At 43.8% G+C, this 14,637-nt stretch carries 16 protein-coding genes; 7 read left to right on the forward strand and 9 right to left on the reverse strand.

Translation table 11 applies throughout. The features are described from left to right. Positions 1–6: 6 nt before the first annotated feature. The 7 genes from atpG to DQN52_RS00570 are packed head-to-tail and all read right to left on the reverse strand — an operon-like array spanning position 7 to position 5,026. The gene (atpG, locus tag DQN52_RS00540; RefSeq protein WP_003787225.1) at positions 7–882 is read right to left on the reverse strand and encodes a F0F1 ATP synthase subunit gamma; all 876 of its coding nucleotides are present in this window, start codon (positions 880–882) and stop codon (positions 7–9) included. A 20-nt stretch (positions 883–902) separates the two neighbouring features. Then, positions 903–2,450, reverse strand: a complete 1,548-nt coding sequence (atpA, locus tag DQN52_RS00545) for a F0F1 ATP synthase subunit alpha (protein ID WP_003787223.1) — start codon at positions 2,448–2,450, stop codon at positions 903–905. A 9-nt stretch (positions 2,451–2,459) separates the two neighbouring features. Continuing rightward, positions 2,460–3,008 (reverse strand): F0F1 ATP synthase subunit delta, encoded by a 549-nt coding sequence (locus DQN52_RS00550; RefSeq protein WP_003787221.1) that lies wholly within the window; start codon positions 3,006–3,008, stop codon positions 2,460–2,462. 4 nt (positions 3,009–3,012) lie between these two features. Then, on the reverse strand, positions 3,013–3,483 hold the full coding sequence (locus DQN52_RS00555; RefSeq protein WP_003787219.1) for a F0F1 ATP synthase subunit B: 471 nt from the start codon (positions 3,481–3,483) through the stop codon (positions 3,013–3,015). Between the two features lie 42 nt (positions 3,484–3,525). Continuing rightward, positions 3,526–3,762: a F0F1 ATP synthase subunit C gene (gene atpE / locus DQN52_RS00560; protein WP_003787217.1), complete on the reverse strand. Its 237-nt coding sequence runs from the start codon at positions 3,760–3,762 to the stop codon at positions 3,526–3,528. A gap of 45 nt (positions 3,763–3,807) precedes the next feature. Continuing rightward, positions 3,808–4,674 (reverse strand): F0F1 ATP synthase subunit A, encoded by an 867-nt coding sequence (gene atpB / locus DQN52_RS00565; protein WP_003787215.1) that lies wholly within the window; start codon positions 4,672–4,674, stop codon positions 3,808–3,810. Then, positions 4,664–5,026, reverse strand: coding sequence for an ATP synthase subunit I (locus DQN52_RS00570; RefSeq protein WP_003789117.1), 363 nt, complete (start codon positions 5,024–5,026; stop codon positions 4,664–4,666). Before DQN52_RS00570 ends, atpB begins: the two co-directional genes overlap by 11 nt. Before the next feature lie 265 nt (positions 5,027–5,291). On the opposite strand from DQN52_RS00570, the gene DQN52_RS00575 reads away from it, so the two are divergent. The 5 genes from DQN52_RS00575 (at position 5,292) to DQN52_RS00595 (ending at position 9,859) form a co-directional block, all read left to right on the forward strand. Next, a complete protein-coding gene (locus DQN52_RS00575; protein ID WP_003787211.1) occupies positions 5,292–6,017 on the forward strand; it encodes a YebC/PmpR family DNA-binding transcriptional regulator in 726 nt (241 codons plus the stop codon). A gap of 183 nt (positions 6,018–6,200) precedes the next feature. Then, positions 6,201–8,315: an ATP-binding protein gene (locus DQN52_RS00580; protein ID WP_050792403.1), complete on the forward strand. Its 2,115-nt coding sequence runs from the start codon at positions 6,201–6,203 to the stop codon at positions 8,313–8,315. Between the two features lie 18 nt (positions 8,316–8,333). After that, positions 8,334–8,696 carry a response regulator gene (locus DQN52_RS00585; RefSeq protein WP_003787204.1) on the forward strand — a complete coding sequence of 121 codons (363 nt, stop codon included), beginning with the start codon at positions 8,334–8,336 and terminating at the stop codon, positions 8,694–8,696. A 7-nt stretch (positions 8,697–8,703) separates the two neighbouring features. Then, on the forward strand, positions 8,704–9,159 hold the full coding sequence (locus tag DQN52_RS00590) for a chemotaxis protein CheX (RefSeq protein WP_003787201.1): 456 nt from the start codon (positions 8,704–8,706) through the stop codon (positions 9,157–9,159). A gap of 103 nt (positions 9,160–9,262) precedes the next feature. Further along, positions 9,263–9,859, forward strand: a complete 597-nt coding sequence (locus DQN52_RS00595; protein ID WP_003789108.1) for a hypothetical protein — start codon at positions 9,263–9,265, stop codon at positions 9,857–9,859. A 192-nt stretch (positions 9,860–10,051) separates the two neighbouring features. Here DQN52_RS00595 and DQN52_RS00600 read toward each other — a convergent pair whose 3' ends face one another. Together DQN52_RS00600 and sodA are read right to left on the reverse strand one after the other, a co-directional pair. Then, on the reverse strand, positions 10,052–10,873 hold the full coding sequence (locus DQN52_RS00600) for a YoaK family protein (RefSeq protein WP_003787198.1): 822 nt from the start codon (positions 10,871–10,873) through the stop codon (positions 10,052–10,054). 125 nt (positions 10,874–10,998) lie between these two features. After that, positions 10,999–11,622 carry a superoxide dismutase [Mn] gene (gene sodA, locus DQN52_RS00605; RefSeq protein WP_032133162.1) on the reverse strand — a complete coding sequence of 208 codons (624 nt, stop codon included), beginning with the start codon at positions 11,620–11,622 and terminating at the stop codon, positions 10,999–11,001. Positions 11,623–11,927: 305 nt separating this feature from the next. Between sodA and hutW the strand changes: the two genes are divergently transcribed. Continuing rightward, the gene (gene hutW, locus DQN52_RS00610; RefSeq protein ID WP_003787192.1) at positions 11,928–13,751 is read left to right on the forward strand and encodes a heme anaerobic degradation radical SAM methyltransferase ChuW/HutW; all 1,824 of its coding nucleotides are present in this window, start codon (positions 11,928–11,930) and stop codon (positions 13,749–13,751) included. Beyond that, positions 13,751–14,371, forward strand: coding sequence for an NAD(P)-dependent oxidoreductase (locus DQN52_RS00615; RefSeq protein ID WP_003787191.1), 621 nt, complete (start codon positions 13,751–13,753; stop codon positions 14,369–14,371). Before hutW ends, DQN52_RS00615 begins: the two co-directional genes overlap by 1 nt. The last annotated feature ends 266 nt before the right edge of the window (positions 14,372–14,637 follow it).

Below are 14,637 nucleotides of genomic sequence, written 5' to 3' on the forward strand. Positions count from 1 at the left end.
TGCTTTTTAAACAGCTGCTGCACCTGCCACAATTTCTGACAATTCTGTGGTAATTGCTGCTTGACGTGATTTATTGTAAACCAAGCGCAATTCTTTAATCGCATTACCTGCATTATCGGTTGCAGCTTTCATCGCCACCATACGCGCTGCTTGCTCGGCAGCCATATTTTCGCTTAATGCTTCGTAAACCACAGATTCTAAATAACGGCGAACCAGATATTCCAACACTGCAACAGGACTAGGTTCATAACGATAGTCCCAGTTGTATTTGCTATCCTCTTGCGCATTCAAAGCATTGGCACCAATTGGCAGCAATACTTCCGAGCGTGGCTCTTGTTTCATTGTGTTCACAAAATGTGAATTCACCAAATGGATAACATCAAGCTCTTGCTGTTCATAGCGTTGGAAAATTTCAGTTAATGCGCCCAGTATCAATTCCATTTTTGGGGTATCGCCCAAATTGGTTACACTGGCAATCACATTCAAACCGACACGCTGACACGCTACCAAACCTTTGCTACCCAAGCAAACTACTTCAACTTGAATACCTTGTTCTTGGTATTCTTGAACTTGGGCAAAAAACTTCTTCAAAACATTGGCGTTCAAACCACCACACAAGCCTTTATCGGTTGTAATCAAGATAAAACCTACGCGATTTGAGTTTTTATGTTCTGTTAATAATAATTTAATGCCGTGGTCTGCTTGTGTTTGTGCCAAATGGCTCATTACCAAGCGCACTTTATCCGCATAAGGTCTAGCCAAACGCATACGTTCCTGAGTCTTCCGCATTTTAGAAGTTGACACCATTTGCATCGCTTTGGTAATTTTTTGCGTATTTTGTACGCTGCGAATTTTGGTGAGAATCTCTTTTCCGACTGCCATTTCAAGACTCCTTTCGTTGCTTATGCAGCGTAGTTGTATGAAGCCTTGAACGATTTCATTGCATCGGTCAATACTTGTTCATCATCACCAGACATTGCACCCGAAGCATTAATCGCTTCCAATGTTGCAGGCTGCTGCGTACGAACATAGCTTAAAAACTCAGCTTCAAAAGTCAATGCTTTGGATACTGGCACATCTGAATAAGAACCGTTGTTGATTGCCCATAAGGTCAATGCCATTTCGGCTGTATTCAATGTGTTGAATTGTTTTTGTTTCATCAATTCGGTTACAACCTCACCGTGTTGCAATTGTTTGCGAGTCGCCTCGTCCAAATCTGATGCAAATTGAGAGAACGCTGCCAATTCACGATATTGCGCCAATGCCAAACGAATACCACCGCCCAATTTCTTGATGACTTTGGTTTGCGCCGCACCGCCCACGCGTGATACCGAAATACCAGCGTTAATAGCAGGACGAATACCCGAGTTAAACAAGTCAGTTTCCAAGAAAATTTGACCGTCTGTAATCGAAATTACGTTGGTTGGTACGAACGCCGATACGTCGCCTGCTTGCGTTTCAATAATTGGCAAGGCGGTCAATGAACCCGTTTTGCCTTTTACTTTGCCAGCAGTTAATTTTTCCACTTCATCGGCATTGATACGCGCTGCGCGTTCCAACAAGCGAGAGTGCAAATAGAATACGTCACCAGGGTAGGCTTCACGACCAGGTGGACGGCGCAACAACAAGGAAATTTGACGATACGCAACCGCTTGTTTAGACAAGTCATCGTACACAATCAAAGCATCTTCGCCAATATCGCGGAAGTATTCGCCCATTGTGCAGCCTGCATACGGTGCAATAAATTGTAATGCCGCAGCTTCTGATGCAGTTGCCGCTACCACAATGGTATGTTCCATCGCGCCATGTTCTTCCAATTTACGAACCACGTTCGCAATAGAAGACGCTTTTTGACCAATCGCCACATAAATACAAACAACGCCTGTGCCTTTTTGGTTCACAATCGCGTCCAAAGCCACAGCAGTTTTACCTGTTTGACGGTCACCAATAATCAATTCACGCTGACCACGACCAACAGGAACCATAGAGTCAATAGCTTTCAAACCTGTTTGCATAGGTTGGTCAACAGATTGACGCGCAATCACGCCAGGGGCAATTTTTTCAATCGGTGCGGTTTTAGCTGCATTGATTGGACCTTTGCCATCAATAGGCTGACCCAACGCATTGACTACGCGACCTACCAATTCACGACCAATTGGCACTTCCAAAATGCGACCAGTACATTTCACTTCGTCGCCTTCTTTTATGTGTTCGTATTCACCCAACACAACCGCACCAACAGAATCGCGTTCCAAGTTCATCGCTAAGCCAAATGTATTACCAGGAAACTCTAACATTTCGCCTTGCATTACATCAGACAAGCCATACACACGCACAATGCCATCTGTTACAGAAATCACCGTACCACGAGTACGCGCTTCCTGTTTGGTATTTAAATTTTCAATTTTAGCTTTCAGCAAATCACTGATTTCCGTAGGACTAATTTGCATGAAACCCTCCTAATTCGTCATAGTCGCATACAGTTGCTTTAATTTTCCCTGTACCGACAAGTCTAATATTTGGTCGCCCAACACTACTTTCAAACCGCCAATTAATTCGGGTTCGGTTTCAAAAGCAGCCTGCAAACGAACATTAAATCGCTGTTCTAAATCGCCGACAATTTTGGCTTTTTGACCTTCGCTAGCGACATCATAAGCAGTGTAAATCACAGCACGCTTGGCTTGATTTTTTTGCAAAACCAAATCTTGAAAGGATCGGAAAATAGCTGGTAAAGCTGCCAATCGCTTTTCTTGCGCCACTACGAGAATGAAATTTCTAAACTCATGACTTTTTGCAGCCTTAACACCGTCCAACAAGCGAGTCAATTCTGCTGCTTTTTGTTCAGCATCAGAACTCGATTCACCAATCAACATTGCGATTTTCGGCTGTTCAACTAACCACGCCAACTGAGCCAAACCATTTAGCCAATTTTCCGTTTGCGCTTTTTCTTCTGCCAACTCAAATAAAGCTTTGGCATAAGGTCGAGCAACAGTTGCGAACTCTATCATAGCCTTACAGCTCCTGTTTTAAGGCACTCAACATTTGAGCGTGTTGCGATTCATTTACTTCACGACGCAAAATCGCTTCTGCACCTTTAACTGCTAATGTAGCAACTTGCTCACGCAAAGCTTCACGAGCACGATTAGTTTCTTGCTCTACATCGGCTTTGGCTTGCGCTGCGATACGCGCGGCTTCCGTAGCAGCCTGCACTTTGGCATCTTCTACGATTTGTGCTGCGCGTTTTTCTGCATTAGCAACCATTTCGGCAACCTGAGTACGCCCTTCGGTTAAGAGTTCTGCAACTTTCTTTTCTGCTTGCTCAAAATCGCTTTTACCGCGCTCGGCAGCAGCCAAGCCTTCAGCGATTTTGTCAGCGCGCTCATCCAACGCCTTTGCAATAGGTGGCCATACATATTTCATGGTAAAGCCAACCAAAATGAAAAAGACGATGATTTGCGCAATTAAGGTTGCATTTAAATTCACTTTACTGCCCTCGTATAGGGGTTAATCAAAAATACCGACTGATTAAGAAGCAGCAAATGGATTAACAAAGGCAAACAACAATGCAATCGCCACGCCAATCAAGAATGCCGCATCAATCAAACCAGCAATCAAGAACAATTTAGTTTGCAATGGACCAATCAATTCTGGCTGACGCGCAGAAGATTCTAAATATTTAGAACCTACCATTGCGATACCGATAGATGCACCCAAAGCACCCAAGGCAACAATCAAACCACATGCGATAGCAATCAAACCCATGATAAAACTCCCAGTTAAAGAAAGGTTAAAAAAAGAAAATGAAACTTAGTGATGGTCGTGCGCTTGTCCAATATATACAAACGCCAAAGCCATGAAAATAAACGCTTGCAAGGTAATTACCAAAATATGGAAAATTGCCCATGCCGCACCTGCAATAATATGGAATACAAACATAACTGGGTCTAGCAAACCAACGCTACCCGACGCTGCCCACGCACCGCCCAATAACGCAATCAGCATAAACACCAATTCGCCCGCATACATATTACCAAACAGTCGCATACCATGCGAAACGGTTTTAGAGAAGAACTCCAAAATATTCATTACAAAGTTGATTGGCCCTAATTTTGAACCAAATGGCGCAGAAAACATTTCGTGCATCCAGCCGCCAAAACCTTTAATTTTGATGCTGTAATAAATACAAGTCAGCAAAACGCCAATCGCCAAAGCCAAAGTGGTATTCAAGTCAGCAGTTGGCACAATACGCAACAGTGCATGATGTTCGCCTGTCATACCTTGGAATACGCGCGGCAATAAATCTACTGGCAGCATATCCATGGCATTCATCAAGAAAATCCATACAAACAGCGTCAAACCCAACGGCGCAACCACTTTGCGAGATTGTTCGTTATGGATAATGCTTTTGCACATATCATCAACAAACTCATACAAAATTTCTACGGCCGCCTGGAAACGACCTGGCACGCCTGACGTCGCGGTTTTTGCACCACGCCACAACAAATAGCTGCCTGCAATACCCAATAAAATGGCGAAAAACAGCGCATCTAAGTTAATAAATGAAAAGTCTGCGATGTTACGCAAACCTTGCCCTTCTGTAACATCCGATAAACTGGTCAAGCTCTGCAAATGGTGCTTGATGTAATCGGCTGGCGTTGTTGCTTCACTTGCCATAACGATGAACCTTTAAAAAAAACAAAAAAACCAAATGACTGACTGCTAATAAACCAATAAAGTAAGGGATAAATTGTATGCTTGGATACAAGCAAAATACCGATACCATAAAAATTAAAGCCAGTACTATTTTTAAAATTTCTGCTGCAATAAACGCAGAACCTGCCAGCACAGGATATGGACGCAAAAACTTTAAAATTAATACCGCAATTAAAGTAGGCAAAATATAAGACAAACCACCCAAAACCATTGATAAAGCAGTCTGCACACCAAAAAACAACCACACAAACAAGGTTAATACGGTTATCGTAATCACTTGTAGTCCAACCAATAAAAACACCTTGTTACCCACGTCTTCCGTCTTTCAAGCGGTGCAAATATAATCAAACCGCCTTATATCGTCAAGCAAATTCGTTAATTATTGTGAAATCACGTTTTTTTATTCCATTTACACAACGTCTCGACCACATATTTGTGCAGGCTGCTTGCTTTATACCGCAACCAATACGACTTACCTATGCACTACATACTATTTCAGCTATATGGATATTACGTTAAAACATGATAAAATACGCGACCTTTGTTTTACATTACTTTTGTTTCAGTAAGGATAAATTATGGCTGGACACAGCAAATGGGCGAATATTCAACACAAGAAAGCGCGCCAAGATGCCAAACGTGGTAAAATTTTTACCAAATTAATCAAAGAAATCACGATTGCAGCCAAACAAGGCGGCGGTGACCCCAATGCGAACCCACGTTTGCGCTTGGCGATGGATAAAGCGTGGGACAACAATATGCCCAAAGACAACGTTCAACGCGCCATCGATAAAGGCACAGGCAATTTAGAAGGCGTGGATTACATCGAATTGCGTTACGAAGGCTATGGCATTGGTGGTGCAGCGGTAATGGTTGATTGCATGACCGACAACAAAACGCGCACCGTTGCCGATGTACGCCATGCGTTTACCAAACACGGTGGCAATTTGGGTACAGATGGCTGCGTGGCGTTCAATTTCGAACATCAGGGCTATTTAGTTTACACCAATGCCGACGAAGACGCACTCATGGAAGCCGCTTTGGAAGCAGGTGCGGAAGATGTTTTGACTGATGACGATGGCGTAATTGAAGTGATTACCGCACCAGCCGATTGGGCGCAAATCAAAATCACATTGGAGCAGGCTGGCTTCAAAGCCGAAGATAGCGATGTAACCATGCGCGCGCAAAACACAACCGAATTGAGCGGCGATGACGCAGAAAAAATGCAAAAGCTTATCGATGCCTTGGAAGATTTAGATGATGTGCAAAATGTGTACACTTCTGCCGTGCTGAATTTTGAGTAATAAATACTTGTGCAGGCTGCTTGCATTCACATACAAAGCAGCCTGCACAGTTAATTTTAAAGTATTTAATTATCTTGCACATTTTTACAAATTATTTACAAGAACCGCTTTTCAGATTAATATGCGTTTTCTTGTTTTTGATTTGTTTTTTTGGTTTTTATTAATAGAAAGTGGTCGCATTTTATGAGTACCCCAACCCCAAACAAACCCGCAACAGCTGGCATGTTTACTCGTTACCGAAGCATGATTGTGTTGATTGCCTCATTCTTGGTTGTTTTGTCAGCCGTGATGATTAGCTCTATTTTGCTGTCTCGACAAGTAAACGAGCACAATAAACAATATACCGTTGCCGAATCTATGCACACGGCATACTTGAAAGTGATGCAAAGTTTGCTGTCGCTTAAACTGAACTATGGCGAAGACCCAAACAGTCCACACATTGCTCATACGCTAGCCGCACTCAAAGAGAATCGCATTAGATTTGAAAGCAGTATTAACGCACTACTCAACGGTGGTGAGCACAAAGTAGAAAGTGGTGCAACAATTAATATCTCCGCATTTGACGAGGACCCTGTTGTGGCTCAAGAACTTAACAAAGCCTTGGAATTGTGGAAACCCTTAGTTCAAGATATTGATGAATACCTGAAAACAGCCACCTCCCCTACGGGTACATCTGTAAACTTGGACTTGGCAGTATTGAAAGCACAAGGTTCAGCAGAATTGACAGACGAAAGCATCGTAAAATCATTAAATGCTGTGCAAGCGCACCTTGCAACCAATAACAATGCGTTAACATGGTTGCAAACAACAGGTATCGTGGGTGCATTAGGATTCTTCGTTATCTTCATCTTCTACTCTATCCGTAAATTGTTTGCGTCTGACTTGGCAGCCGAAGCCGCTCGTCAAGAAACGACAGAAATCATGGATACAGTAAGCACAGGTTTGTTCCTGTTAGACAGAGACTTGAACTTGGGTTCGCAATATTCTAAACACTTGGAAAAATTGCTGGGTCAATCCAACCTGGGACAACGCAACTTATTGGATATTTTGGGTGGTATGATTTCTGATGATGATTTGAACACAACCAACGCATTCATCGGACAGCTTTATAACCCGCGTACAAAAGAACGTTTGATTGGTAGCTTAAACCCATTGAATCGTCAACCTGTTATGGTAAAAGGCAGCAATGGCAAACAGGAACTGCGTTATTTGGACTTTGCATTTAACCGCGTATACCACGAAAAAGAAATTGCACGTGTATTGGTGAACGTATCTGATGTAACCGATGCGGTATTGCTGGAACAAAAAATTGAACAAGAACGCGAACAAAATGACGTTCAATTGGAAATGTTAAGTACCATTTTGCAAGCAGACCGTCGCATGATTAACGAGTTTGTACGCAGCATCAAACGACGCAATACCAACATCAATAACACATTGAAATCTCCTGGTGAACGTCAATCTGAGTTGTTGGAAAAAGTACAGACTATTTTCCGTGAAGTACACAGCTTGAAAGGTGAAGCAAGTACGCTGAAACTGCACGGCTTTACCGTGATGGCAGAAAACTTGGAAACCGAATTGAACAAGTTATCCAAAACCAGTAGCTTATCTGGTGAAAACTTCTTGAGCTTGGCGGTTCACTTGGAAGAATTGATGCGTTTGACACAAACCATTGAAGAGTTGGTTCAACGCTTGGGTAATAGCGATATATCTTCACCTAGCGCAGCAGCGCCAGCCAAACAAAATACGGTTGCCGATTTCTACAATCAATTTGTTGGCGATTTGGCAAAACGCAATGGCAAAAATGTCGATTTCAGCTATGTTGGTATTGAAGAAACCAAACATGAAGAAACCGATGCAACGATTCGTGAAATTGCCGTTCAGTTGTTACGCAACGCAGTCGTACATGGTATTGAAACCCCAGAACAACGCACTGCAGCACGCAAATTGGCAGCAGGACACGTTCGCATGGAATTGTTAGACAACGGTTCAGGTGCATACACTTTAACCTTGGAAGACGATGGCAAAGGTATTGACTATGAAGCGATTCGTGCAAAAGCTGTTCGAATTGGTCAATACAGTCAAGAAGATGCGGCTAAACTGGGTCAAAAAGAATTGCTGAGCTTAATTTTCAGCTCTGGCTTCTCTACCTTAGACCAATCTACCGAAGATGCTGGTCGTGGTGTTGGTTTAGATATTATTAAAGACCGCGTAGTCGCTTTGGGTGGTAAAATTGGCGTTGCAACCCACGCTGGTGCATATACAAGATTTAGCTTTACTTTCCCTAAAAAATATTGATAACAGGAAAAACACATTATGGCTTATAAACTCATGATTGTTGATGATTCCAATGTGATTCGTAACCGTATTTCTCGCGGTACTAGTCGTATGGATATTGAAGTAGTTGCCACTGCAACCAACGGCTTGGAAGCAGTTGAACTATTCAAAAAACATCGCCCAGATATCGTAACTATGGACTTGACCATGCCCAAAATGGACGGTTTAGAATGTATTTACGAATTGACCGATATTGACCCTAACGCCAATATCTTGGTAATTTCCGCTTTATCGGATAAAGCAACTGGCATTAAAGCCCTGCAATTAGGCGCACGCGGTTTTATTTGCAAGCCTTTTACTGATGAAGATTTATTTGAAGCACTTGAAGAAATGATGGAGTAAACATTAAATGAAAGAAGATAAATTACAGGTATTTTTGGAAGGCGTACAAAAGTACTTTCATCAAATGATGGACCCAGAAGAATTGGTGGTTGGCACACCTTATTTGGTAGAAAACAGCGTGCCTTCTGCAAAAGATTTTACTGGCGTGATTGCGATTTCTGGCAAAAGCAAAGGCATTGTGTATTTCACCGCACCAAAAGAATTGCTGGAACGTTTGTTGGTTTTGATGGGCGAACGCGATATGAGTGAAGCCTTCATGATTGACTTGGTGGGCGAAGTGGCAAATACCGTTGCAGGTAATGCTCGTAGTGAATTTGGTGAAGAGTTTGAAATTTCTGTGCCTATCGTATTACGCGGTGCACCAGACGAAATCTTATTACCACGCAAAGACCGTTCTTTTGTGATTCCAATCAACTGGAAAAACCGTAGCGCAGCCATTGTGGTATCGTTGCGTAAATCCTAATCGCTAATTGGCAAAGCAGCCTGCACATTTTGTTTGCGGGCTGCTTTTTCTTTTATTTGATATAATGCCGTTTTTTTTGATTTCACATAAGGATAACGATTATATGAAAAAATCTATCACACTCATCATTGCCAGCGCATTAGCATTGGCAGCTTGCGGTCAAGCACCCCAACAAAACGCAGCCAACAACAGCGCATCAGCCACTTCTGCTGCCAGCTCTGCCGAATTGAGCACAGGTGCAGCCCCTGCGGTTGAGCCCACTGTTTTGACCAGCAAAGACAATGCATTCCGTTTCAATCCCGATGCCAGCTTTACCGATAAATCCAGCGAAAGCAGCCTGCAACCACAAGACGTGGCTGCTGACAGCATCACTTTGTTGCAATACGATGAAAACCGCAATTTGACTTTGACTGCGGTACAAAACGGCAAAGCCAAAGGCGAAGTACCTGCATTGTTGGGTAAAATCAAAACCCAGTTGCAAGGCGATAAAGCATTAAGCAATGTAGTCATTGACGACACCGCCGACCGTCGCATCGACTATCGCTTTGTTCGCAAAGACAAAGACCAAAACATTGCCGAAAGCTGCTTTACTGTTGTAGCCAGCGATAATTCGATTGCGACCATTTGCGCCAGCAGCAGCGATATGTCTTTGGACGACGTGCATGACTTTTTGACGCGCACCGTAAAAGTAGGTGCATAATCCACATTGCCCACAACTAGCGAGCAAAAACTGGCTGGTTGTGGGCAATTTTTATCAAAGAAAAATACAATGACGACTCGCACACTTTGTCAAACTGAAACCTTTGTAAAACTACCATGCCGTCATTCCTGCCCCGCCTACGCGAGGGTAAACTACGGCAGGAATGACGAGTAAAAAAGTGCAGGCTGCTTTTTATTTTTCGCGCCGATTTTTACGCGCTTGACGCACACGACGTATCAACCACCATTTCACGCGAATCCGAATATCATAACCCACCGAATTCATACCCAATACAAACAAAACCACCGCCACAGGAATCGTAAAATAATACGCCAATTTTTGATAACCCCACGTCCCAATCACACCACCGAGCAAAAAACTGCCCAACATGCCCAGCAACAAGCGCATTTTGAGCCGATTCACGCGCACATCGGGCAAACGCGGATTGGTATCGATGCGGTAATACAGCACTTTGGATAGCTCAATTCCCAAGTCGGTTGCCGTCCCCGTCATGTGCGTGGAACGAATCACGCTGCCCGATAGCACCGTCAGCACCGTGTTGTGCATGCCCATAATAAAACACAGCAACAACACCGTTGGTTGCAACAACGCCCAGCCTTGCGACAAGCCCACGCCCATTAAGCCAAATCCCATCAAATATGCCGCTTCCAGCCACATGCTCATGCCGTAGCTGCTGCGAAATCGTTGGCGTTTTGCCCACAAAATCAACCAGTTTGCGTGTGCCGCACCCAAAATAAACGCCACCACACCAGCCAAACCTATCAATGCCATTTTCCATTGTCCTGCGTAAATTTGGTCTGCCGAATGCGACAACGCGCCCGAAATGTGTGATGTATATTGGTTTACCGCAAAAAAACCGCCTGCATTAATCGCCCCAGCCAAAGCCGCCATCATATAACCCAGCAAACGAAACCGAAAATCTGAAATTTCGCCGCTGTGTAAATAAGGTTTATCCGCCTGCCAAAACGGGTGCTTTTTCGCATGATGTGTCATGATGAATCGTGCCTTTAACGGGATAATATTAAAGCGATTTTAACGCAACAAAAAGCAGCCTGCACTTTCTGTAAACAGAAAAAGTGCAGGCTGCTCTATTTAAGTTGATTTAGTTTATCGAGCGACTAAGCCGCTGCATCAAACAAACGTTGTGCTTCGTCCCAGTTCACCACATTCCAGAACTCTTTGATGTAGTCTGGACGGCGGTTTTGGAATTTCAAGTAGTACGCATGTTCCCACACGTCCAAAGTAATCAAAGGCGTGCCAGAGCAGCCTGCAAATGCCGCGCCCATCACAGGCGAATCTTGGTTAGCAGTAGAAACCACTTTCAATTTGCCTACTTCCACCACCAGCCAAGCCCAGCCAGAGCCGAAACGAGTTTGCGCCGCTTTTTCAAATTCCGCTTGAAACGCTTCCACGCTGCCAAAATCGCGTTCGATTGCTGCTTTCAAGCTGCCGCCCAAAGTCGTGCCCACTTTCAAGCCTTTCCAGAAGAAAGAATGGTTAGCATGACCACCCACATTGTTGCGTACTGGCGTTTGCTTGTCGGCTGGCAATTCTGCCAAGCGCGTTACCAATTCTTCCGCAGACAAGCTTTGAAACTCAACAGGCAACGTTTCCACAACCGCGTTGGAATTGTTTACATAAGTTTGATGGTGTTTGCTGTGGTGGATTTCCATCGTCATTGCATCAAAATGGGGTTCCAATGCGTCGTATGCGTAGTCTAGTTTAGGTAATGTATAAGCCATGATGTATTCCTTCATATATTGAATGTGTTATGCGAAAGGCTTGAATAATAAACATCTCTATCCAACAAGGCAAGACAAATCATAACCATATGAATATTAAATAAAATATACAAATAAAATCTTGCCAATTTAATCACGAGCAAGTAATCAAATCATCAATTAACCAAAAGTCAAATAATTTTAACAAAATTTAATATTTATTTGATATGAATCAATTTTGTTTAAAAATAGAATTCATTCTATTTTCTTCATAAACTAGAATTATTTTTATTAAAAATATAGGTAGAAATTATCAATTAATCATCATGGCTCAAACCATTCAATTTTCTCCCAAAAAAGCCGCGCCTAACGCCTTCCCTGACCGCAGCACACTGATGCCGATTTGGGGTGGACTCTCTATCCCAAACGACAAATGGCACACCATTTGGGAAAGCAAATTACCCCATTCATTAGACGAAGACGGCTTGGCATACGTCCACATTCCCTTTTGCGCAAATCATTGCGTATTTTGCGGCTTTTATCGCAACGCTTGGAAAGACGACATCAGCGCAGGCTACACCGACCGCGTGATTGCGGAATTGAAACGTGAAGCCGAAATCCGCACAGGTTCGGGCAAAATTCAGGCAGTCTATTTTGGTGGCGGCACACCAACTGCGTTGCACAGCCGTGATTTAGCGCGTTTAGTGGAAGCATGTTACCGCTATTTGCCGCTGGCTGATGATTGTGAATTTACGCTTGAAGGGCGCATGAGCCATTTTGATGACGAGAAAATTCAGGCTGCCATTAGTGCTGGCGTGAATCGTATTTCGATTGGCGTGCAAACGTTTGATACCACCATTCGCCGCCGTTTGGGGCGCAAACATTCGGGCGATGAAGCGCGTGCGTATTTAGAAAAATTGTGCAGTTATGATGTGATTACGGTGGCAGATTTGATTTTTGGGCTGCCAGCACAAACCGATAAAATTTGGCAGAATGATATTGCGATTGCCAGTCAGTTGCCGTTGTCGGGTTTGGATACTTATGCGTTTAATTGTTATCCCTTTTTGCCGATTAACCGCATGATTGAAAAAGGCGCGTTTCCGAAACCGTTGGGATTTGACCAGCAGTCGCAGCAATACGCTTACGCGGTGGCGGAATTGGAACGTTTAGGCTGGAATCAGGTCAGCAATAACCATTTTGCTTATCCCAATCGCGGCGAACGCAATCGTTATAACACGCTGGTTAAATCGAATATGCCGTGTTTGGCGTTTGGTTCGGGGGCTGGCGGTAATTTTGGCGGATTGAGTTATCAGGTGCAAAACGATTTGCAAGCCTATCTTTCAGGCAGCCTGCACGAAAAAAGTTTGTCGTTTTTGAGTAAACACAGTCCACAAAAAGAGATTCTAGGCGTGGTTCAACACGATATTGAGCTGGGCTTTTTGGATACGAAATTATTTTCAGGCAGCGATGAAGCGCAGAAATTGTTGCAGCAATGGCAATCGCTTTCGTTGCTGGAAATCGACGATAAATCGGGCATTGCCCATTTAAACACGAGCGGTCGCTATTGGTCGCCGACTTTAACGCGCAAACTGATGTTTGCACTCAATCCACCTGCTGATAAGGACACAGCTATGAATAAATTAACTCCTGAACAAAAAACCGTTTTACGCAATTCTTTGGCGGACAACGCTGGGCAAATTTTGGAAATGTTGGCAATGCAACATCAATGCACATTTGAAGAAGTGATTGAATGCTTGCCTGTGGATATGGTTAAAAAAACCGAAGGCGGTCGCATTGTGGAATTTTTGCAAGCGATTGCGGCATGGGACGAAGCGGTTACGTTTATCGCGCACACGCCTGACGCGATTGTGGAAGTAACAGGAAAAATCCCAAACGGCAAAGTGGGCGGCGGTTTTTATAATTTTGAACACGCAAAAGAAGGCGGCGTTCACGGTCATATTTATTATGATAACTGTGCGACAATTTATTTGCTGGAACGTCCATTTATGGGAAAAAGCACCGTTTCATTGAATTTTATCAATCGCAACGGCGGCGCGATGTTCAAGATTTTTGTTTCACGCGATGAAAACGGTGAATTGAAAGCGCATCAAATTGAAAAAATGCGCGAATTGATGAATGCAGGGGCTTGATGATGAATGTGATTTTTGGCGCAAATGGCGCGAGTGGACGCGAATTGATTGCGCTGCTCAACCCTAAAACCACGTTGGCAGCGTTGCGCGTTCCTGCAGAAGATGATTTTTTTGCCGCGCGAAATGTGGCGACTGACGTTGCGGACGCATTGGACGCGGAAGCTGTTGCCGCGTTGGTGGCGAAACATCAGCCGCAAATCATTGTGAGCTTTGTCGGTGGCAAAAATGAACAAGGCGTTCGCAGTGATGCGGTGGGCAATATTCATATTATTCAGACAGCCTGCACACACGCGCCAAATGCCCATTTGGTGCTGATTACCAGCATGGGTTGCGGCGAGCAATGGGAACACACCAGCGAGCCAGTTCGCCAATTTCTCGGCGAAGCATTGTTAGCGAAAACAGAAGCGGAAAAGGTGTTGCGTGAGAGCGCGTTGAATTGGACAATTGTCCGTCCGTGTGGTTTGAATAACGATGAGAGCGAGCAATATTGTTTGACGGAAAATCGTTTGGAAATGCCGCAAAATTATATGTCGCGCAATGGTTTGGCTCATGCAGTGGCGCATATTTTGGTAGAACCTGCGGCACATAATCATAAAGTTTATTCGGCGTGTGCGGAATAAAGTACCTCATAAATCTAGAATATTACAATAGCAAAAGCAGCCTGCACATTCAATCTACAAAATGTGCAGACTGCTTTTGTATTTTAGCAATACCGATTCCACTGCGCTTTTGGTACACGACAAGACTTTGAGTGATAGCAATCTCCTGTGCAACATAAACATAGTTTACATTTTTCCCTAAGGACATCGTTTACACCTTCAAGGTTTAGCATGCCAGTTCATTGCAGGTTGTAACTTCCCTTCCCGCTCATCAAACTGACCGAGAA

The sequence above is a fragment of the Kingella kingae genome (genome assembly GCF_900475905.1).
In the GTDB taxonomy this organism is placed as follows: domain Bacteria; phylum Pseudomonadota; class Gammaproteobacteria; order Burkholderiales; family Neisseriaceae; genus Kingella; species Kingella kingae.

What these genes read in the sequence shown, in the direction of transcription:
- DQN52_RS00550 (WP_003787221.1), bottom strand. Translation starts at nt 3,008, where the DNA reads ATGATAGAGTTCGCAACTGTTGCTCGACCTTATGCCAAAGCTTTATTT.
- DQN52_RS00600 (WP_003787198.1), bottom strand. Translation starts at nt 10,873, where the DNA reads ATGACACATCATGCGAAAAAGCACCCGTTTTGGCAGGCGGATAAACCT.
- DQN52_RS00590 (WP_003787201.1), top strand. Translation starts at nt 8,704, where the DNA reads ATGAAAGAAGATAAATTACAGGTATTTTTGGAAGGCGTACAAAAGTAC.
- atpG (WP_003787225.1), bottom strand. Translation starts at nt 882, where the DNA reads ATGGCAGTCGGAAAAGAGATTCTCACCAAAATTCGCAGCGTACAAAAT.
- atpB (WP_003787215.1), bottom strand. Translation starts at nt 4,674, where the DNA reads ATGGCAAGTGAAGCAACAACGCCAGCCGATTACATCAAGCACCATTTG.
- DQN52_RS00595 (WP_003789108.1), top strand. Translation starts at nt 9,263, where the DNA reads ATGAAAAAATCTATCACACTCATCATTGCCAGCGCATTAGCATTGGCA.
- atpE (WP_003787217.1), bottom strand. Translation starts at nt 3,762, where the DNA reads ATGGGTTTGATTGCTATCGCATGTGGTTTGATTGTTGCCTTGGGTGCT.
- atpA (WP_003787223.1), bottom strand. Translation starts at nt 2,450, where the DNA reads ATGCAAATTAGTCCTACGGAAATCAGTGATTTGCTGAAAGCTAAAATT.
- DQN52_RS00575 (WP_003787211.1), top strand. Translation starts at nt 5,292, where the DNA reads ATGGCTGGACACAGCAAATGGGCGAATATTCAACACAAGAAAGCGCGC.
- DQN52_RS00580 (WP_050792403.1), top strand. Translation starts at nt 6,201, where the DNA reads ATGAGTACCCCAACCCCAAACAAACCCGCAACAGCTGGCATGTTTACT.
- DQN52_RS00615 (WP_003787191.1), top strand. Translation starts at nt 13,751, where the DNA reads ATGATGAATGTGATTTTTGGCGCAAATGGCGCGAGTGGACGCGAATTG.
- DQN52_RS00585 (WP_003787204.1), top strand. Translation starts at nt 8,334, where the DNA reads ATGGCTTATAAACTCATGATTGTTGATGATTCCAATGTGATTCGTAAC.
- sodA (WP_032133162.1), bottom strand. Translation starts at nt 11,622, where the DNA reads ATGGCTTATACATTACCTAAACTAGACTACGCATACGACGCATTGGAA.
- hutW (WP_003787192.1), top strand. Translation starts at nt 11,928, where the DNA reads ATGGCTCAAACCATTCAATTTTCTCCCAAAAAAGCCGCGCCTAACGCC.